At 40.8% G+C, this 18,489-nt stretch carries 34 protein-coding genes and 1 tRNA gene; 34 read left to right on the forward strand and 1 reads right to left on the reverse strand.

What is annotated here, in order from left to right; translation table 11 throughout:
- Positions 1-2: 2 nt before the first annotated feature.
- From rplD to H4J39_RS15905, 27 genes are all read left to right on the forward strand, one after another.
- A complete protein-coding gene (rplD, locus tag H4J39_RS15775; protein ID WP_182180559.1) occupies positions 3-608 on the forward strand; it encodes a 50S ribosomal protein L4 in 606 nt (201 codons plus the stop codon).
- Positions 605-907 carry a 50S ribosomal protein L23 gene (rplW, locus tag H4J39_RS15780; RefSeq protein ID WP_182180558.1) on the forward strand — a complete coding sequence of 101 codons (303 nt, stop codon included), beginning with the start codon at positions 605-607 and terminating at the stop codon, positions 905-907. The genes rplD and rplW overlap by 4 nt, the downstream gene beginning before the upstream one ends.
- Before the next feature lie 12 nt (positions 908-919).
- Positions 920-1,744 carry a 50S ribosomal protein L2 gene (gene rplB, locus H4J39_RS15785; protein WP_182180556.1) on the forward strand — a complete coding sequence of 275 codons (825 nt, stop codon included), beginning with the start codon at positions 920-922 and terminating at the stop codon, positions 1,742-1,744.
- A gap of 86 nt (positions 1,745-1,830) precedes the next feature.
- Positions 1,831-2,106 (forward strand): 30S ribosomal protein S19, encoded by a 276-nt coding sequence (rpsS, locus tag H4J39_RS15790; RefSeq protein WP_070375075.1) that lies wholly within the window; start codon positions 1,831-1,833, stop codon positions 2,104-2,106.
- 10 nt (positions 2,107-2,116) lie between these two features.
- Positions 2,117-2,449 carry a 50S ribosomal protein L22 gene (gene rplV / locus H4J39_RS15795; protein WP_182180554.1) on the forward strand — a complete coding sequence of 111 codons (333 nt, stop codon included), beginning with the start codon at positions 2,117-2,119 and terminating at the stop codon, positions 2,447-2,449.
- A gap of 12 nt (positions 2,450-2,461) precedes the next feature.
- Positions 2,462-3,157, forward strand: a complete 696-nt coding sequence (rpsC, locus tag H4J39_RS15800) for a 30S ribosomal protein S3 (protein WP_070375073.1) — start codon at positions 2,462-2,464, stop codon at positions 3,155-3,157.
- Between the two features lie 10 nt (positions 3,158-3,167).
- A complete protein-coding gene (gene rplP / locus H4J39_RS15805; protein WP_070375072.1) occupies positions 3,168-3,581 on the forward strand; it encodes a 50S ribosomal protein L16 in 414 nt (137 codons plus the stop codon).
- Positions 3,581-3,772 (forward strand): 50S ribosomal protein L29, encoded by a 192-nt coding sequence (rpmC, locus tag H4J39_RS15810; protein ID WP_070375071.1) that lies wholly within the window; start codon positions 3,581-3,583, stop codon positions 3,770-3,772. The genes rplP and rpmC overlap by 1 nt, the downstream gene beginning before the upstream one ends.
- Positions 3,772-4,023, forward strand: a complete 252-nt coding sequence (rpsQ, locus tag H4J39_RS15815; RefSeq protein ID WP_182224109.1) for a 30S ribosomal protein S17 — start codon at positions 3,772-3,774, stop codon at positions 4,021-4,023. The genes rpmC and rpsQ overlap by 1 nt, the downstream gene beginning before the upstream one ends.
- Before the next feature lie 336 nt (positions 4,024-4,359).
- On the forward strand, positions 4,360-4,728 hold the full coding sequence (gene rplN, locus H4J39_RS15820; protein ID WP_070375069.1) for a 50S ribosomal protein L14: 369 nt from the start codon (positions 4,360-4,362) through the stop codon (positions 4,726-4,728).
- A gap of 12 nt (positions 4,729-4,740) precedes the next feature.
- On the forward strand, positions 4,741-5,055 hold the full coding sequence (gene rplX / locus H4J39_RS15825) for a 50S ribosomal protein L24 (RefSeq protein ID WP_182180550.1): 315 nt from the start codon (positions 4,741-4,743) through the stop codon (positions 5,053-5,055).
- A 15-nt stretch (positions 5,056-5,070) separates the two neighbouring features.
- Positions 5,071-5,616, forward strand: a complete 546-nt coding sequence (gene rplE, locus H4J39_RS15830) for a 50S ribosomal protein L5 (protein WP_182229339.1) — start codon at positions 5,071-5,073, stop codon at positions 5,614-5,616.
- Between the two features lie 4 nt (positions 5,617-5,620).
- Entirely contained in the window at positions 5,621-5,926 is a 306-nt protein-coding gene (gene rpsN / locus H4J39_RS15835) for a 30S ribosomal protein S14 (RefSeq protein WP_070375066.1), read from the forward strand.
- Between the two features lie 19 nt (positions 5,927-5,945).
- Positions 5,946-6,335, forward strand: coding sequence for a 30S ribosomal protein S8 (gene rpsH, locus H4J39_RS15840; RefSeq protein ID WP_146799770.1), 390 nt, complete (start codon positions 5,946-5,948; stop codon positions 6,333-6,335).
- A 10-nt stretch (positions 6,336-6,345) separates the two neighbouring features.
- Positions 6,346-6,879 (forward strand): 50S ribosomal protein L6, encoded by a 534-nt coding sequence (gene rplF / locus H4J39_RS15845; RefSeq protein WP_182180546.1) that lies wholly within the window; start codon positions 6,346-6,348, stop codon positions 6,877-6,879.
- Between the two features lie 9 nt (positions 6,880-6,888).
- Entirely contained in the window at positions 6,889-7,242 is a 354-nt protein-coding gene (gene rplR, locus H4J39_RS15850; RefSeq protein WP_070375064.1) for a 50S ribosomal protein L18, read from the forward strand.
- Between the two features lie 9 nt (positions 7,243-7,251).
- On the forward strand, positions 7,252-7,761 hold the full coding sequence (gene rpsE / locus H4J39_RS15855; RefSeq protein ID WP_070375063.1) for a 30S ribosomal protein S5: 510 nt from the start codon (positions 7,252-7,254) through the stop codon (positions 7,759-7,761).
- Between the two features lie 6 nt (positions 7,762-7,767).
- Positions 7,768-7,947, forward strand: coding sequence for a 50S ribosomal protein L30 (gene rpmD, locus H4J39_RS15860; protein ID WP_070375062.1), 180 nt, complete (start codon positions 7,768-7,770; stop codon positions 7,945-7,947).
- Between the two features lie 2 nt (positions 7,948-7,949).
- Complete coding sequence (rplO, locus tag H4J39_RS15865; RefSeq protein ID WP_182180544.1) at positions 7,950-8,384, forward strand: 50S ribosomal protein L15; 435 nt, start codon at positions 7,950-7,952, stop codon at positions 8,382-8,384.
- A gap of 6 nt (positions 8,385-8,390) precedes the next feature.
- The gene (gene secY / locus H4J39_RS15870; RefSeq protein ID WP_182180542.1) at positions 8,391-9,719 is read left to right on the forward strand and encodes a preprotein translocase subunit SecY; all 1,329 of its coding nucleotides are present in this window, start codon (positions 8,391-8,393) and stop codon (positions 9,717-9,719) included.
- Positions 9,720-9,757: 38 nt separating this feature from the next.
- Positions 9,758-9,871, forward strand: coding sequence for a 50S ribosomal protein L36 (gene rpmJ / locus H4J39_RS15875; RefSeq protein ID WP_083277954.1), 114 nt, complete (start codon positions 9,758-9,760; stop codon positions 9,869-9,871).
- Between the two features lie 158 nt (positions 9,872-10,029).
- Complete coding sequence (gene rpsM / locus H4J39_RS15880) at positions 10,030-10,386, forward strand: 30S ribosomal protein S13 (protein ID WP_070375059.1); 357 nt, start codon at positions 10,030-10,032, stop codon at positions 10,384-10,386.
- Between the two features lie 13 nt (positions 10,387-10,399).
- A complete protein-coding gene (gene rpsK, locus H4J39_RS15885) occupies positions 10,400-10,789 on the forward strand; it encodes a 30S ribosomal protein S11 (protein WP_070375058.1) in 390 nt (129 codons plus the stop codon).
- A 32-nt stretch (positions 10,790-10,821) separates the two neighbouring features.
- Positions 10,822-11,442 (forward strand): 30S ribosomal protein S4, encoded by a 621-nt coding sequence (gene rpsD / locus H4J39_RS15890; RefSeq protein WP_182180540.1) that lies wholly within the window; start codon positions 10,822-10,824, stop codon positions 11,440-11,442.
- 24 nt (positions 11,443-11,466) lie between these two features.
- Positions 11,467-12,456, forward strand: a complete 990-nt coding sequence (locus tag H4J39_RS15895; protein WP_182180538.1) for a DNA-directed RNA polymerase subunit alpha — start codon at positions 11,467-11,469, stop codon at positions 12,454-12,456.
- A gap of 42 nt (positions 12,457-12,498) precedes the next feature.
- Complete coding sequence (rplQ, locus tag H4J39_RS15900; RefSeq protein WP_182229340.1) at positions 12,499-12,903, forward strand: 50S ribosomal protein L17; 405 nt, start codon at positions 12,499-12,501, stop codon at positions 12,901-12,903.
- 148 nt (positions 12,904-13,051) lie between these two features.
- Positions 13,052-13,951, forward strand: a complete 900-nt coding sequence (locus H4J39_RS15905) for a phosphoribulokinase (RefSeq protein WP_182229341.1) — start codon at positions 13,052-13,054, stop codon at positions 13,949-13,951.
- Between the two features lie 46 nt (positions 13,952-13,997).
- On the opposite strand, the gene H4J39_RS15910 is transcribed toward H4J39_RS15905, so the two are convergent.
- Entirely contained in the window at positions 13,998-14,402 is a 405-nt protein-coding gene (locus tag H4J39_RS15910) for an OsmC family protein (protein ID WP_182229342.1), read from the reverse strand.
- Between the two features lie 251 nt (positions 14,403-14,653).
- Between H4J39_RS15910 and H4J39_RS15915 the strand changes: the two genes are divergently transcribed.
- The 7 genes from H4J39_RS15915 (at position 14,654) to rplL (ending at position 18,467) form a co-directional block, all read left to right on the forward strand.
- A tRNA-Trp gene (locus tag H4J39_RS15915) sits at positions 14,654-14,730 on the forward strand.
- Positions 14,731-14,816: 86 nt separating this feature from the next.
- Positions 14,817-15,197, forward strand: coding sequence for a preprotein translocase subunit SecE (secE, locus tag H4J39_RS15920; RefSeq protein ID WP_182180530.1), 381 nt, complete (start codon positions 14,817-14,819; stop codon positions 15,195-15,197).
- Between the two features lie 2 nt (positions 15,198-15,199).
- Entirely contained in the window at positions 15,200-15,796 is a 597-nt protein-coding gene (nusG, locus tag H4J39_RS15925) for a transcription termination/antitermination protein NusG (protein ID WP_220460067.1), read from the forward strand.
- A 281-nt stretch (positions 15,797-16,077) separates the two neighbouring features.
- Positions 16,078-16,506 (forward strand): 50S ribosomal protein L11, encoded by a 429-nt coding sequence (gene rplK, locus H4J39_RS15930; RefSeq protein WP_182180528.1) that lies wholly within the window; start codon positions 16,078-16,080, stop codon positions 16,504-16,506.
- A gap of 3 nt (positions 16,507-16,509) precedes the next feature.
- Positions 16,510-17,214: a 50S ribosomal protein L1 gene (gene rplA / locus H4J39_RS15935; RefSeq protein ID WP_182229343.1), complete on the forward strand. Its 705-nt coding sequence runs from the start codon at positions 16,510-16,512 to the stop codon at positions 17,212-17,214.
- A gap of 299 nt (positions 17,215-17,513) precedes the next feature.
- Positions 17,514-18,008, forward strand: coding sequence for a 50S ribosomal protein L10 (rplJ, locus tag H4J39_RS15940; RefSeq protein WP_182229344.1), 495 nt, complete (start codon positions 17,514-17,516; stop codon positions 18,006-18,008).
- Positions 18,009-18,107: 99 nt separating this feature from the next.
- Entirely contained in the window at positions 18,108-18,467 is a 360-nt protein-coding gene (gene rplL / locus H4J39_RS15945) for a 50S ribosomal protein L7/L12 (protein ID WP_182229345.1), read from the forward strand.
- Positions 18,468-18,489 lie beyond the last annotated feature (22 nt).

Raw genomic sequence — 18,489 nt, forward strand, 5'->3', positions numbered from 1 at the left:
TGATGGAATTATCATTAAAAGACGCTTCAGGTGCTCTTGAAGTTTCTGAAGCAACTTTTGGACTTGAGTTTAACGAAGCATTAGTACATCAAGTAGTAGTTGCATATGCAGCTGGCGCTCGTCAAGGTACTCGTGCTCAAAAGACTCGTTCAGAAGTAAGCGGCGGTGGCGCAAAACCTTGGCGTCAAAAAGGTACTGGCCGTGCTCGTGCTGGTACTACCCGTGGTCCAATTTGGCGTTCTGGTGGCGTAACATTCGCTGCTAAACCTCAAGACCACAGCCAAAAAGTAAACCGTAAAATGTACCGTGGTGCGATCAAAAGCATCTTATCTGAGTTAGTTCGTCAAGATCGCTTAGTAGTGGTAGAAAATTTTACTGTTGAAACACCAAAAACTAAAGAATTAGTAGCTAAACTTAACGGCTTGGAGTTAAAAGATGTATTAATCATCACTCCAGAAGTTGATGAGAACTTGTTCTTGTCAGCACGCAACTTGTATAAAGTTGACGTTCGTGACGTAGACGGTATTGACCCAGTTAGCTTGGTTGGTTTCGAGAAAGTTTTGATGACTGCTACTGCAGTTAAACAACTTGAGGAGATGTTAGGATGATAAGCGAAGAACGTTTGTTAAAAGTGCTTTTAGCACCGAACATTTCTGAGAAAAGCACAATGGCCGCTGAAGCAAACAACACTGTTGTTTTCAAAGTTGTTACTAGTGCTACTAAAGCTGAAATCAAAGCTGCTGTTGAGAAACTTTTTGAAGTTTCAGTAGACGGTGTTCGCACATTAAATGTTAAAGGTAAAGTGAAACGTACTGGTGCTCGTTTTGGTCGCAGAAGCGACTGGAAAAAAGCCTACGTTACTCTTGCTGAAGGCAGCGACATCGACTTCGTCGGCGCGGAATCATAGGAGTTTACGAAAATGGCTATAGTTAAATGTAAACCTACTTCTCCGGGTCGTCGCCACGTAGTTAAAGTGGTAAACACGGAGTTGCATAAAGGTAAGCCTTACGCACCATTATTAGACACTAAGTCTAAGTCTGGTGGCCGTAACAATACCGGTCGTATTACAGTTCGTCACGTTGGTGGTGGTCACAAGCAACATTACCGCATGATCGACTTTAAACGTAACAAAGATGGTATCCCTGCAAAAGTTGAGCGTTTGGAATATGATCCAAACCGTTCTGCTAACATTGCACTTGTATTATATGCAGATGGTGAACGTCGTTATATCTTAGCCCCTAAAGGCTTAAGCGCTGGAGATACAATCCAGTCAGGTATCGATGCTCCAATCAAGCCAGGTAATACAATGCCACTTCGCAACACACCATTAGGTAGTGTTGTGCATGCAATCGAACTTAAGCCAGGTAAAGGTGCACAAATTGCACGTGCTGCTGGTACTTACGCTCAGTTAGTTGCTAAAGACGGTGCATATGTCACTTTACGTCTTCGCTCTGGCGAAATGCGTAAAATTGAGTCTGACTGTCGTGCTACTTTAGGTGAAATCGGCAATTCTGAACACATGCTTCGCTCTTTGGGTAAAGCTGGTGCTTCAAGATGGCGCGGTATTCGCCCAACTGTTCGTGGTGTTGCCATGAACCCAGTTGATCACCCACACGGTGGTGGTGAAGGTAAAACATCTGGCGGTCGTCACCCGGTATCCCCTTGGGGAGTACCAACTAAGGGTTACAAGACTCGTTCAAACAAACGTACTGATAAATTTATCGTGCGTCGTCGTACTAAATAGTACATTTAATTAATACTCTGAATGTGGAGCTTAGGTTACTTCGGTAAGGTTAAGTTCACATGAAGAGTAAATAAAGAGGATTCACCATGCCACGTTCTCTCAAGAAAGGTCCATTTATAGACCTACACTTGCTGACGAAGGTAGAGAAAGCTCTGGAAAGCGGGAATAAAAAGCCAATTAAAACTTGGTCTCGTCGTTCAATGATCATCCCTACGATGATCGGATTGACCATAGCTGTCCATAATGGCCGTCAACACGTACCTGTATTTGTAACTGATGAAATGATCGGTCACAAATTAGGAGAATTTGCACCAACTCGTACTTATCGCGGTCATATCGCTGATAAGAAAGCGAAGAAATAGGGGAAATTGAATGGAAGCTATCGCTATACATAAATTTGCCCGCGGTTCTGCTCAGAAAGCACGTTTAGTTGTGGATCAAATCCGCGGCTTACATGTTGAGAAAGCACTTGAAATACTAACTTTCAGCAACAAGTCAGCTGCTGAATTAGTTAAAAAAGTACTTAACTCTGCAATTGCTAATGCTGAGCATAACGAAGGTGCAGACATTGATGAACTTATCGTAAAAACTATTACAGTTGATGATGGTCCAACAATGAAACGTATTCGACCTCGTGCAAAAGGCCGCGCGGATCGTATAATTAAACGTACAAGCCACATAACTGTGATTGTATCTGATAACTAGGAGTATATTAGTATGGGTCAAAAAGTTCATCCTAACGGTATTCGCTTAGGTATCACGAAACCTTTCGCGTCTACTTGGTTTGCAAGTAATAAAGACTTCGCTGAAAATTTACGCGGTGACCATTTGGTTCGCGAATATTTGAAAGAGAAGCTTGTCCGTGCATCATTATCTAAAGTAGTGATTGAACGTCCAGCTAAATCTATCCGCGTAACAATTCACACGGCTCGTCCGGGTGTAGTTATCGGTAAGAAAGGCGAAGATGTTGAAAAATTACGTTTAGCTGTTTCTAAAATTGCTGGTGTTCCTGCTCAAATCAACATCGCTGAAGTACGTAAGCCAGAAATGGATGCGCAGCTTGTTGCCGACAGCATTGCTAGTCAATTAGAACGTCGTGTGATGTTTCGTCGCGCTATGAAACGTGCTGTACAAAATGCTATGCGTTTAGGCGCAAAGGGTATTAAAGTACAAGTAAGTGGTCGTTTAGGCGGTGCAGATATTGCACGTGCTGAATGGTATCGTGAAGGTCGTGTACCACTACACACTTTACGTGCTGACATCGATTATGCTATTGCACGCGGTAACACAACTTATGGTGTTATTGGTATCAAAGTGTGGATCTTTAAAGGTGAAATCATTGGTAACATGCCTCTACAGGCAGAAGTACCAGCGGCTAAACCTAAAAGAAAAAACAACCGCAAGCCTAAGTAGGAGCTAAGTAATGTTACAACCAAAACGTACTAAATTCCGTAAGCAATTTAAAATGCGCAACCGTGGTCTTGCACACGTCGGTAGTTCAGTTAGCTTCGGTACTTTCGGTTTAAAATCAATGGAACGTGGTCGTATGACTGCGCGTCAGATTGAAGCGGCACGTCGAGCAATGACTCGTCACGTTAAGCGTCAAGGTAAAATCTGGATACGTGTATTCCCTGATAAGCCAATTACTAAAAAGCCTCTTGAGGTTCGTATGGGTAAAGGTAAAGGTTCAGTGGAATATTGGGTATGCCAAATTCTACCAGGCCGTGTTCTTTATGAAATGGAAGGTGTATCGGAAGAAATCGCACGCGAAGCATTTGCTTTAGCAGCGGCTAAACTTCCGTTCAAAACATCTTTCGTAACTAGAACGGTGATGTAATGAAAGCTAGTGAATTAAAAGATAAAAGCATTGAAGAGCTAAATACTGAAATGCTTGCATTATTACGCGAACAGTTTAACTATCGCATGCAAGCAAGCACAGGACAATTAGCACAAACTCATTTGCTAAGAACGGTACGTCGCAATATTGCACGTGTAAAGACTATCATAACTGAAAAGGCAGGTAAGTAATGAGCGAAGCTAAAATCCGCACACTACAAGGTCGTGTTGTCAGTGATAAAATGGATAAGTCTATCACTGTATTAATAGAACGTCGTGTTAAGCACCCAATGTATGGTAAGTACCTTACGCGTTCAACTAAGTTGAAAGCGCATGATGAGACTAACCAATGCAACGAAGGTGATTTAGTAACAATTCGTGAAGTTGCACCAATTTCAAAGTCTAAAAACTGGACTTTAGTTGACGTAATTACTAAGGCATAATTTACTTTTAGTAAATTTGTTTTAACGAACGTGTTTAATAAAAACCCTATCACAATGTGATAGGGTTTTTTTATGCCTGAAAGACAGCCCTAGTGGTAATAGTGAAAATCAGAGTCGATAATTTTTACAATATTAAAGGTATTAATTATTTACAAGCTTGGGAATTGTTTGTTTTTTAGCTAAATAAGGTATCACTTTAACTTTTGCGGTGTTATAATCTCGCGCCCTCCGAATTCGTCTGACGATTTTATGGGGGAGCAGAAGGCAGTGACGGGTCAAATTTCTGGCCTTAAATTATATCTAAGTTAATTTAGATAAATAGCGGAGTAAAACTCAATGATCCAAATGCAATCACAACTGAACGTAGCTGATAACAGCGGCGCTCGACGTGTACAGTGTATAAAGGTTCTTGGTGGTTCGCACCGTCGCTACGCGCGTATCGGTGATATCATTAAAATTGCAGTGAAGGAATCAAATCCTCGCGGCAAAGTTAAAAAAGGTGATGTTCTGACTGCGGTAGTTGTGCGCACTAAGAAAGGTGTTCGTCGTTCAGATGGTTCAACCATCCGTTTTGATGAAAACGCGGCTGTAATGTTAAATGCTAACTTACAACCAATTGGTACTCGTATTTTCGGTCCAGTGACGCGTGAACTTCGTAATGAAAAGTTCATGAAAATCGTTTCACTTGCACCTGAAGTACTATAAGGAGTCACGATAATGGCATCTAAGATTCGTCGTGATGATGAAGTTATTGTACTAGCTGGCAAAGACAAGGGTAAGACTGGTAAAGTCACTAAAGTTCTTGTTGAAGACAGTAAAGTATTTGTAGAAGGCATAAACTTAATCAAGAAACACACTAAGCCTGTACCTCAGTTACAGCAGCCTGGTGGGATTATTGAAAAAGAAGCTTCTTTACAAGTTTCAAACGTAGCGATTGTTAACCCTAAAACGGGTAAAGCAGATCGTGTAGGATTTAGAGTTGAAGACGGCAAAAAAGTTCGTTTCTTCAAATCTAACAACGAACTAGTTTAATTATTGGAGTAAACGATGGCGAAACTGCATGATTTTTACAAAGATACTGTTGTAGACGACCTTCAAAAGAAGTTCGAATATAAGAGTGTCATGCAAGTCCCTCGGATTGAAAAGATCACCCTTAACATGGGTGTTGGTGAAGCTATTGCTGATAAAAAAGTATTAGACCATGCCACAAATGATCTTACTGCAATCTCAGGACAAAAACCAGTTACGACTGTAGCACGCAAATCTGTTGCGGGCTTTAAGATTCGTGAAGGTTACCCTATTGGTACAAAAGTAACTCTACGTGGCGAACGTATGTGGGAATTTTTAGAGCGTTTAATTTCGATCTCTATTCCTCGTATCCGCGATTTCCGTGGCTTGAACCCTAAGTCATTCGATGGCCGTGGTAACTACAGCATGGGCGTACGTGAGCAAATAATCTTCCCTGAAATCGATTACGATAAAATCGATAAAATTCGTGGGATGGATATTACTATCACTACTAGCGCGAAGAATAATGAAGAAGGACACGCATTGTTGTCTGCCTTCAGCTTCCCGTTTAAGAACAAGGTGTAGAGTTATGGCTAAAACGTCAATGAAAGCTCGTGAAGCTAAAAGAACCAAATTAGTAGCACAATATGCTGAAAAGCGTAGTGCATTGAAAGCAATCATCTCTAACGATAATTCTTCTGAAGAAGATCGTTGGGATGCTGTATTGAAACTTCAAAGTTTACCTCGTGATTCATCAAGTAGTCGTCAACGTAACCGTTGTAATATTACTGGTCGTCCGCATGGTTTCTTACGTAAATTCGGTTTAAGCCGAATCAAATTGCGTGAAGCAATGATGCGTGGTGAAGTTCCAGGTCTTAAGAAAGCTAGTTGGTAATTCACGGGAGTAAATTGTTATGATGACTGATCCTATCGCGGACATGTTTACACGCATCCGCAACGGTCAATCTGCAGCTAAAGTTGCAGTTACAATGCCATCTTCTAAGGTTAAAGTTGCTATTGCCAACTTGCTTAAAGAAGAAGGTTATGTATCAGAGTTTTCAGTGTCAGGCGAAGTTAAGCCTGAGTTATCTGTAACTTTGAAATATTTTGAAGGTAAAGAAGTAATAGAAACGATCAAACGTGTTTCACGTCCTGGTCTTCGTATATACAAAAGCTGTGATGAACTTCCTAAAGTTCTAGCAGGTATGGGTATTGCGATTGTATCTACTTCTAAAGGTCTGATGACTGATCGCGCTGCTCGCTCTGCGGGTATCGGCGGTGAAATCATCGGTTTCGTAGCGTAAGGAGAAATATATGTCTCGTGTTGCAAAAGCACCTGTCGTTGTTCCTGCTGGCGTTACTGTTACGTTATCAGGTCAAGACATTCAAGTTAAAGGTCCAATGGGCGAATTATCTCGCACGATCCATAGTGACGTTGTTATTTCTCAAGAAGAAAATAGCATCATTACTAATATCGTTGCTGATGTTAAAGGCGCATGGGCTCAAGCAGGTACTGCACGTGCTTTAATCAATAATATGGTTGAAGGTGTTAGTACAGGTTATGCAAAAACATTGTTATTAAACGGTGTTGGTTATCGTGCAAAAGCTGCAGGTAAGTCATTAAGCTTATCTCTAGGTTTATCACATCCAGTTAACCACGCTATCCCTGATGGGATTACCGTTGAAACTCCTAGTCAAACTGAAATCATACTGAAAGGTGCTGATAAACAGTTGGTTGGTCAAGTTGCTGCAGACATTCGTTCATACCGTAAGCCAGAGCCTTATAAAGGTAAAGGTATACGTTATAGTGACGAGCATGTTCGCCGTAAAGAAGCTAAAAAGAAGTAGGATAATACTATGGATAAGAAAACATCTCGTTTGCGCCGCGCTAAACGCGCTCGTGCAAAAATTAGCGAGTTGGGTGCGAATCGTTTAGTTGTATTTCGTACTCCTCGCCACATTTACGCGCAATTGATCGCTCCAACGGGTTCTGAAGTTATCGCATCTGCGTCTACTTTAGACAAAGAAATCAGTGCTCAGTTAGATAAAACAGGTAACGTTGCCGCAGCAACTGCAGTCGGTACAGCAATTGCTGAACGTGCAGTAGCTAAAGGGATCACAAGCATTGCTTTTGATCGCTCTGGTTTCCGTTATCACGGTCGCGTAAAAGCGTTAGCAGAAGCAGCTCGTGAAGCTGGTCTGCAGTTCTAGGAGTTGATAATGGCTAATCATAATCAAGAAAACTCACAACAAAGTGATATGGCTGAAAAGCTAATCGCCGTTAACCGCGTTTCAAAAGTGGTTAAAGGTGGTCGCATATTCAGTTTCACTGCTCTTACAGTAGTTGGTGATGGTGCTGGTCGCGTTGGTTTCGGATACGGTAAAGCACGTGAAGTGCCTGCTGCAATCCAGAAAGCAATGGAAAAAGCACGCCGTAACATAGTAACCGTTGATTTGAAGGGTACAACTCTTCAGCATGTCATTATTGGCAAGCACTCTGGTTCTAAAGTTTACATGCAACCAGCTTCTGAAGGTACAGGTATCATCGCCGGTGGCGCGATGCGTGCAGTACTAGAAGTAGCAGGTGTTCAGAACGTATTGTCAAAAGCATACGGTTCTACTAACCCGATCAACGTAGTTCGTGCTACTGTTTCAGCTCTTGCGAATATGAAATCGCCGGCAGGTGTTGCAGCTAAGCGTGGCAAAACCGTTGCAGACATACTGGGGTAATTGAGCATGGCTAAAACAGTAAAAGTAACTCAAATGAAAAGTTCTATCGGTCGTTTACCGAAGCATAGAGCTACATTAAGAGGTCTTGGATTACGTCGTATCCGTCATACAGTAGAGTTAGAAGACACTCCATCTGTACGCGGTATGATTAACACAGTATCTTATATGGTTAAGGTGGAGGACTAATTATGCATTTAAATACTTTATCTCCTGCACCAGGTGCAAAGAAAGCTAAGAAGCGCTGTGGGCGTGGTATTGGTTCAGGCATTGGTAAAACAGGCGGACGTGGCCACAAAGGTCAGAAGTCTCGTTCTGGCGGTAGTGTACGTCCAGGTTTCGAAGGTGGTCAAATGCCATTGAAACAACGTTTACCTAAGTTTGGTTTCACGTCACGTAAATCTTTAGTTCGCGCTGAAGTACGTTTACATGAACTAAACAACATCACAGGTGATGTTGTCGATATCTTTGCTCTTAAAGATGCAAACCTAATTACACGTAACATCAAAACAGCAAAAATTATGTTGTCTGGTGAAATTAACCGTCCAATTACGGTTCGTGGTTTAGGTGTTACTAAAGGCGCACGTGCAGCTATTGAAGCTGCTGGCGGAAAAATCGAGGAATAGTACAGCATGGCTACACCAGGAATGGCTACTTCACAAAGTGGTAAAGGCGCAGGCGGAATGTCTGAGCTTAAGCAAAGATTATGGTTTGTTCTCGGCGCCCTCATTGTGTTCCGTTTAGGATCATTTGTGCCAATCCCTGGTATTGACGCCGCTGTATTAGCTCAGTTGTTTGAACAACAAAAGGGCACCATTGTAGAAATGTTTAACATGTTCTCTGGTGGTGCACTTGAGCGAGCCTCTGTATTGGCGCTTGGTATTATGCCGTACATCTCAGCTTCAATTATCATGCAATTGCTAACTGTGGTTCATCCCGCAATGGCAGAGCTGAAAAAAGAAGGTGAAGCTGGACGTCGTAAGATTAGCCAATACACCCGCTACGGCACGTTAGTCTTAGCGACAGTACAATCAATTGCAATTGCAAGAAGTTTACCAGGAATGATGCCGGGTCTAGTAATGGACGCTGGTTTTGGTTTCTACTTTGCTGCGGTAGTAAGTTTAGTAACCGGTACCATGTTTTTAATGTGGTTAGGCGAACAAATTACTGAACGTGGTATTGGTAACGGTATATCAATCTTGATTTTTGCAGGTATTGTTGCTGGCATGCCTTCGGCTGTTGCACAAACAGCTGAAATGGCGCGTCAAGGTGAATTGCACTTATTAGTATTATTGCTGATGTGTGTCATAGTATTCGCTGTAACATTTTTTGTAGTATTTGTGGAACGTGGTCAACGACGTATTGTTGTTAACTATGCTAAACGTCAGCAAGGCCGTAAGGTTTTTGCTGCCCAAAGTACACATTTACCGCTAAAAGTGAATATGGCTGGTGTTATACCACCGATCTTTGCATCAAGTATTATCTTGTTCCCTGGCACTCTAGCGAGCTGGTTCGGACAAGGTGAAGGTGCAGTTGCTGACTTTTTACAAGAAGTATCTATTGCTATTTCTCCAGGTCAGCCGTTGTACGTTATGTTACTTGCGGCAGCGATAATATTTTTCTGTTTCTTTTACACGGCTCTTGTTTTCAATCCGCGTGAAACAGCAGATAACCTAAAGAAATCAGGTGCGTTTATTCCTGGGATTCGTCCTGGCGAGCAAACGTCTAAATATATAGATAAAGTGATGACACGTTTAACCTTAGCGGGTGCGTTGTATATTACCTTTATCTGTTTGGTACCTCAGTTCATGATCATCGCATGGGACGTTCAGTTCTACTTTGGTGGTACATCATTACTTATTATAGTAGTGGTTATTATGGACTTTATGGCACAAGTACAGACGCATATGATGTCTCATCAATATGATAATGTGCTTAAGAAAGCTAACTTAAAAGGTTAGGCCGTTAGGCTTAATTTAATAGGTAAACGGAGTATAAAATGAAAGTACGTGCATCCGTAAAAAAGATTTGTCGTAATTGTAAAGTGGTTAAACGCAAAGGCGTAGTACGCATTCTTTGTGTTGAACCTAAGCACAAACAAAGACAAGGTTAAGTTTAGATTAATCTAAGCTGACAGCAATATCTTTTAGAAGTAGCATTGTGCAGAGATTTCTGTATAATGCCGCTTCGATTTGCAGAAAAGAAGACGGGTTGGGTATCCTAACGGGCTTTCCAACCTGATAATTTTAACCTTAAATAGGAGATGTGTTAGTGGCCCGTATCGCTGGCATTAACATCCCTGATCGTAAGCATGCAGTAATCGCCATTACTGCGATTTTCGGTATCGGAGCGACTCGCGCAAAAGCAATTTGTGCAGCCGCAGGTATCGCAGAATCAACGAAGATCAGTGAATTAGACGAAGCAAAAATAGATTTGCTACGTGCTGAAGTGGATAAATACACCGTAGAAGGTGATTTACGCCGTGAAGTTTCAATGAATATTAAACGTCTTATGGATTTAGGTTGTTACCGTGGCATACGCCATCGTCGCAGTCTTCCTCTACGTGGTCAACGCACTAAAACAAATGCGCGTACCCGTAAAGGTCCTCGTAAGCCAATTAAGAAGTAAGAGGAACTAGACAATGGCTAAAACACCTGTACGTACGCGTAAACGCGTTAAAAAACAAGTTGCTGATGGCATGGCTCATATCCACGCCTCTTTCAACAACACAATCGTAACTCTTACAGATCGTCAAGGTAATGCTTTATCTTGGGCAACTGCAGGTGGTTCAGGTTTCCGTGGTTCACGTAAATCTACACCCTTTGCTGCTCAGGTAGCTGCAGACCGCGCTGGCGCCGCTGCAAAAGAGTTTGGTTTGAAGAATATTGAAGTGTTCGTTAAAGGCCCTGGACCAGGACGTGAGTCTGCTATCCGTGCTTTAAATGCTGCTGGTTTTAAAATCACCAACATTACTGACGTTACACCTATTCCTCATAATGGTTGTCGTCCTCCTAAGAAACGTCGCGTTTAATCGCACTTTTCTAGGATAGTTGGAGAAAGAAAATGGCTAGATATTTAGGTCCTAAGTTAAAGCTTAGTCGTCGCGAAGGAACAGATTTGTTCCTTAAAAGCGGTGTTAGAGCAATTGACACTAAATGTAAAATCGAAACAATACCAGGTCAGCACGGCGCACGTCGCGGTCGTTTGTCTGATTACGGTATTCAACTTCGTGAAAAACAAAAAGTTCGTCGTATATATGGCGTACTAGAAAAACAATTCCGTAATTACTATAAAGAAGCGGCTCGTTTGAAAGGTAATACAGGTGAAAACTTGTTACAACTTTTAGAGAAGCGTCTTGATAACGTAGTATACCGTATGGGCTATGCAAGCACTCGTGCTGAAGCTCGTCAACTAGTTAGCCATAAAGCTATCGTAGTTAACGGCGTAGTTGTTAATATTCCATCTTTCAATGTTAAAGCTGAAGATGCAGTTTCTATTCGTGAGAAGTCTAAAACTCAAGCACGTATTATCGCTGCTTTAGAATTAGCTGAACAACGTGAGAAACCAGTCTGGGTTGAAGTAGATAACAAGAAACTTGAAGGCGTTTTCAAACGTGTTCCTGATCGTTCTGACTTGTCTGCCGAAATTAATGAACAGTTAATTGTTGAACTTTACTCTAAGTAAAGTAGCACTTAAGAGAGGACACATATGCAGGGTTCTGTAACCGAATTCCTTAGACCACGACTGGTTGGTATTGAAACCATTAGTGCAACTCGTGCTAAGGTAACTTTAGAGCCATTAGAACGTGGTTTTGGTCATACTTTAGGTAATGCGTTACGTCGCATTCTTTTATCTTCAATGCCAGGTTGTGCTGTAACTGAAGTTGAAATTGATGGCGTTCTACACGAATACAGTAGTAAAGAGGGTGTTCAAGAAGACATCATCGAAATATTGTTGAACCTTAAGGGATTAGCTATAAGTTTAGAAGGTAAAAACGAAGCTGTTATTACTTTAACTAAATCCGGTGAAGGCCCTGTAACGGCAGCTGATATCCAACATGATGGTGATGTAGAAATTGCAAATCCAAATCATGTAATCTGTAATTTAACAGGTGAAGGTTCTATCAGTATGCGCATCAAAATTGAAATGGGACGTGGTTATGTTCCTGCTTCAGTAAGACGCGACGCCGAGGATGAAGATCGTGCTATAGGACGTTTGTTAGTAGATGCTTCGTTCAGTCCAGTTGTAAGAATTGCTTACGATGTTGACTCAGCTCGAGTTGAACAGCGTACCGATTTAGACAAACTTGTACTTGATATGGAAACCAATGGTACATTGGATCCAGAAGAGGCTATTCGTCGTGCTTCAACAATTTTAGCTGAACAGCTAGATGCGTTTGTAGAATTGCGTGATATTAAAGAAGTAGAGCAAGTAGAAGCTAAGCCTTTATTTGACCCTATTTTGCTTCGTCCAGTAGATGATCTTGAATTAACAGTTCGTTCAGCAAACTGCTTAAAAGCAGAAGCAATTCAATATATTGGCGATTTGGTACAGCGTGCGGAAGTTGAGCTTCTTAAAACACCTAATTTAGGTAAGAAGTCTTTAACAGAAATCAAAGACGTTTTAGCGTCTCGTGGTTTATCTTTAGGTATGCGCCTTGAAAATTGGCCACCTGAAAGCATTGCTGATAACGACTAATTCGTTTATCGTTTTTTAATAGTTTGAGAGAAGGATTAACTTATGCGCCATCGTCAAAGCGGTCGCCAGTTAAACCGTAATAGCAGTCATCGCCAAGCGATGTTCCGCAATATGGCAAGTTCACTAGTTAAGCACGGCGTTATTAAAACGACTGTAGCTAAAGCTAAAGAACTACGTCGCGTTGTTGAGCCACTGATTACATTGGCCAAAACCGACAGTGTTGCAAATCGCCGTTTAGCATTTGCTCGTACACAAGATAAAGAAGTAGTAGGTATTTTATTCAACGAACTTGGTGCTCGTTACCAAGAACGTCCAGGTGGATATACTCGCATTTTAAAATGTGGTTTCCGTACTGGTGATAAAGCGCCTATGGCTTATGTTGAATTAGTAGACCGTCCTGCAGCAGATATTGCTGTTGAAGAAGTTGAAGAGTCAACTGAAGCTTAATTTAGCTTAGCTAAATTTGCTTTAAAATTAAAAACGGAGCTTCGGCTCCGTTTTTGTTTTTAAAATAAGCTAAATGATATTTTTGTAAAACTTGACCCACCTTCAAATTCTCCGTATAACATTTACCCCACTCCAAAGAGAATTAACTATGTCATCACGCAATCCTATTATTGCTGTAACCGGATCATCAGGAGCAGGAACATCTACTACAATAGAGTCGTTTGCACATATATTTCGCTCTCTTGGAGTTACTCCAGCTACCGTAGAAGGAGATAGCTTTCATCGATATTCCCGACAAGAAATGGATCTTGAGAAGCGGAAAGCAAGAGAAGACAGAAGAAACATCAGTTATTTTGGCGATGAGGCTAATGACTTCGATGCTTTAGAAAAGCTTTTCAGAAATTATTCTGAAACAGGTAAAGGGGAGATGCGCCGATATCTTCATACTTTCGATGAAGCGGTGCCTTATAACCAAATGCCTGGTACGTTTACGCCATGGGAGAAGTTAGGGGATGGCACAGATCTACTCTTCTATGAAGGATTACATGGTGGGGTGGTTACCGAAAAAAACGATGTTGCTAAGCATGTTGATTTATTAATTGGCATGGTGCCGATAGTAAACCTAGAATGGATCCAGAAAATAATTCGCGATACCAACCATCGTGGTCACAGTCGAGAAGCAGTAACCGCAAGTATAGTTCGTAGCATGGAAGACTATATTTCTTACATTACACCGCAGTTTTCAAAAACACATATCAATTTTCAACGTGTGCCAACGGTGGACACCTCGAACCCTTTTAGTGCAAAAGCAATCCCTAGTCTTGACGAAAGCTTTGTCGTCATCCGCTTTCGTGAAGCAACTGGCGTAGACTTTCCTTATTATTTATCAATGATTGACGGAGCGTTTATGTCACGTATTAACACCTTAGTTGTGCCTGGGGGGAAGATGGGGCTTGCCATGGAATTACTGTTAACACCGCTTATTCAAGATTTAATGAACAAGAAGCATAAAGCTAATCAGCAGTTAGATTGGATGACTGATTTATAGAATAAAGGTGCTGTGTTCAAAAAAACTACAGCACCAGTAATATGAGCTAATCGTCAACAATCTCAAAGTCATGAGTAATATTAACCGTTTTATTCAACATTAATGCAACAGAGCAATATTTGTCAGCCGAAAGTTTAACCGCTCTTTCAACATGCTTTTCAGCGACTTCTTGCCCCGAGATAACAAAATGAAGATGAATGTCTGAAAACAGCTTAGGCACAGAATCTACGCGTTTTGCTTGAATATCTACACGACAAGCACTGATGTTTTGGCGCGATTTTTCTAGAATACTAACAACATCAACAGAGGAACAAGCCCCTAAAGAAATGAGTACATTTTCTAGTGGACTAGGCGCTGACGCTCCTGCATTCGCGTCTAAAACAATTGTATGGCCACTATCAGAAGTGCCCATAAATAATTCTTTACCTATCCATTTTACACTTGCCTTCATTGTTATCCCTTATATTTACTAATTATCTAATAATATCTTAACTTGCATCGATAGATTTTTACTAGTGATCAGTTAAGATAACAGTAAAAAGATATTTCAAACTAACAAACAGCAGACAAAACAAAATATCACTTGAGAAAAGTAATATCATTAGTATAATAGCGCCTCACTTCTTGAGTCTCTTTAAATTCCCAAAAAAACTAAGATTCACCAGAAAAGTGTAACTCTTCATCTAAGATGAAAAGTAAATTAGGGGTATAGTTCCAATTGGTAGAACAGCGGTCTCCAAAACCGACGGTTGGGAGTTCGAATCTCTCTACCCCTGCCATATTTTATAAAGTAGTTTTTAATACTTTGAAGTAACTTCAGTGATGAAGTTAACATGCCTTAGGCAAATATTTACGGGTCAATATTATGAATGCAAGTACAGAAAGCCAGCCAAACGGGTCTCTTGATTCGCTAAAATGGATGATCGTCCTCCTTCTTTTAGCTGGAGTCGTTTTCGCTAATTATTTTTACGGTGATGAATCCGTTCTATATCGTGCGATAGGTGCCGTTGTAGGTATAGTTGTTGCTGGCTTTATCGCCATGCAAACAGTTAAAGGTCATAATGCCGTTGCATTCGCAAAAGAATCACGTACTGAAATTCGTAAAGTTGTTTGGCCAACTCGCCAAGAAGCTATACAAACGACAGGTATCGTTTTATTTGCTACTTTTATCATGTCACTCGTTATGTGGGGACTTGATTCTACTCTATTTTGGGTAGTTGGCTTTATTACAGGTTTACAGGTTTAATTATGACTGAAGAAAATTTACCATCTGAAGAGAATGAACAAAACGAAGAAAAAGTAGTGAATACTAACCCAAAATTGCGTTGGTATGTTGTTCAAGCTTTCTCTGGCTATGAAGGTCGTGTGCAAAAAACATTAGTTGAGCATATCGAGATTCAGGGTTTACATGAAAAGTTTGGTCAAATACTTGTTCCTACCGAAGAAGTTGTTGAAATGCGCGCAGGTCAAAAGCGTAAGAGTTCACGTAAATTCTTTCCAGGATATGTTTTAGTTCAAATGGAAATGGATGTTGAAGCATGGCATTTAGTCAAAAGTGTGCCACGCGTATTAGGCTTTATTGGTGGAACCAGTGATCGTCCAGCACCTATTTCACAAAAAGAAGCTGACCGTATTTTACAACGTCTCGAAGATACCGATAAACCTCGTCCTAAGACACTCTTTGAGCCCGGTGAAGTGGTTCGTGTTATTGACGGTCCATTCGCCGACTTTAATGGTGTTGTTGAAGAGTTAGATTACGATAAGAACCGTATTAAAGTTTCGGTTTTGATCTTTGGTCGCTCTACACCAGTAGATTTAGAGTTTGGTCAAGTCGAAAAAGGCTAGTACCTCACTAAACTAAAACTGTCCAATACACAAAAGGCTAAAGATTTAAATCTTTAGCCTTTTTTTTTACGCTTAATAAAAGGTTTACTGGGTTTGTTCATCATGGATGAGACCAGCAAAACTTTCTATTTAAAAAACTTGTGTAACTTGCCCTGTTTAATATATAATCCGCTGCCTATTTTTTTTAAACGACATTGTTGATTAAAAAAAAACAGGGTAAATCGTACAACGGGGAGCTGAATAGTCTTTAGCGTTTGAACCCAAACTAAAGGTATTGAAAAATGGCTAAGAAAGTCCAAGCTTTAATCAAGCTACAAGTTGCTGCTGGTGCAGCAAATCCGTCACCGCCAGTTGGTCCTGCATTAGGTCAACACGGTGTGAACATCATGGAATTTTGTAAAGCGTTTAACGCAAAAACAGATTCTTTAGAAAAAGGCGCTCCAGTTCCAGTAGTAATTACTGTATACAGTGACCGTTCTTTCACGTTCGAAACAAAAACTCCACCTGCATCTTACTTATTAAAGAAAGCAGCTGGAATCAAAAGCGGCTCTGGTCGTCCTAACACTGATAAAGTTGGAACTGTTACTACAGCTCAACTTGAAGAAATTGTTAAGACAAAAGAATCTGATTTAACTGCTAGTTCATTAGAAGCTGCAGTGCGTACCATTGCGGGTTCTGCTCGTTCAATGGGTTTAGTGGTAGAGGACTAATCAATGACTAAATTATCAAAACGCGCTCGTCTTATCCGTGAAAAAGTAGACGTATTAAAAGATTATGACATTGCAGAAGCAATCTCATTATTAAAAGAATTAGCAACTGCTAAATTCCGTGAAAGTGTAGATGTTGCTGTAAATCTTGGCATCGATGCTCGTAAATCAGACCAAAATGTACGTGGCGCAGCTGTATTACCAAATGGTACAGGTCGTGATGTTCGTGTTGCTGTTTTTACACAGGGCGCAAATGCTGAGAAAGCGAAAGAAGCTGGTGCTGACATCGTAGGTATGGAAGATTTAGCTGAATTAGTTAAAAAAGGCGAGATGAACTTTGATGTTGTTATCGCTTCTCCAGACGCTATGCGTGTTGTTGGTCAACTAGGTCAGATCTTAGGCCCACGTGGTTTAATGCCTAACCCTAAAGTTGGTACTGTAACGCCAGACGTTGTAACCGCTATTAACAATGCAAAATCGGGTCAAATCCGTTACCGCAATGATAAAAACGGTATCATCCATACTACTATTGGTAAGGCTGATTTCGACGACGCTAAATTACAAGAAAACCTAGAGTTTTTATTGGAAGCTTTAAAGAAAGCTAAACCAGCAAATGCTAAAGGTCAGTACATTAAGAAACTTTCTATTTCAACTACAATGGGTGCCGGTGTATCGGTAAACCAAGCTAGTTTGTCAGCAGTTTCTAAATAAAGTCCCTATTATGGTACTTTACAAGGGTTAAATTATAGACTATAATTTCGCCCTTAAAAATTTTGGTAGGTGTTGTTTTCTTCTTTAAGAAGATTAAACAACCCCGTCAAAGACCGTAGGAGTTTTATCGATAATTTTTTATCGAATTAAACTTAATTTTTCCTACGTAGATGGTGATTACCCAGTATTTCCTAATTCTGGTCCTCGCCGTAACGGCCTAAGTTATTTACTGTTAAAGAAAGTAATTTAGGGATAGTAAATACCGGTTTATTTAACCGGTGAACCAGGAGTTAAAGCCAATGGCTATCAATCTTGATGACAAAAAGGCAATTGTTGCTGAAGTTCAAGAAGCTGCTAGTGGCGCTCACTCAGTTGTAATCGCGGATGCCCGTGGTGTTACAGTTGAAGCAATTACTGTATTGCGTAAGCAAGCACGTGAAAATGGCGTATGGATGAAAGTTGTCCGTAACACATTAGCACGTCGTGCAGTAGAAGGTACTCAATTTGAATGTGTTTCTGACGTATTCAAAGGTCCTTCATTAGTTGCTTTTTCATCTGATCACCCAGGTGCTGCTGCACGTTTATTCACAGACTTCGCTAAAAAGAACGAAGCTTTTGAATTAAAAGCAGCTGCATTTGAAGGTAATTCAGTAGACGTAAATATGTTAGCTAAGCTACCTACTTACGACGAAGCGATTGCACGTTTAATGAGCGCAATGAAAGAAGCATCTGCAGGCAAATTGGTCCGCACGATTGCTGCAGTACGCGATCAGAAAGAACAAGAAGCTGCTTAATAATTGTTTACCTCTTAAATTTAAGAGCACAATTCGCACTTTTTGTATTTATAGTTATTTATAACAACCTTAGGTTGTTAATTGAACAGGAAATTAAAAATGTCTATTTCTAAAGACGATATCCTAAACGCAGTTGCTGAAATGTCAGTAATGGACGTTGTTGCTTTAATCGAAGCAATGGAAGAAAAATTTGGCGTATCTGCATCAGCTGCTGTTGCCGCTGCTGGACCTGCTGAAGCTGCTGAAGAGCAAACTGAATTCAACGTTATTATGACTAGCTTCGGTGAGAAGAAAGTTGCAGTAATCAAAGCAGTTCGTGGCGCTACAGGTTTAGGCCTTAAAGAAGCTAAAGACTTAGTTGAAGCTCTTGGCACTGTTAAAGAAGGCGTAGATAAAGCTGAAGCTGATACGCTTAAGACACTTCTTGAAGAAGCTGGTGCTTCTGTTGAGATCAAATAATCTGTTTTTAAACAGATTATTT

This window comes from Colwellia sp. Bg11-12 (genome assembly GCF_014076955.1).
In the GTDB taxonomy this organism is placed as follows: domain Bacteria; phylum Pseudomonadota; class Gammaproteobacteria; order Enterobacterales; family Alteromonadaceae; genus Colwellia_A.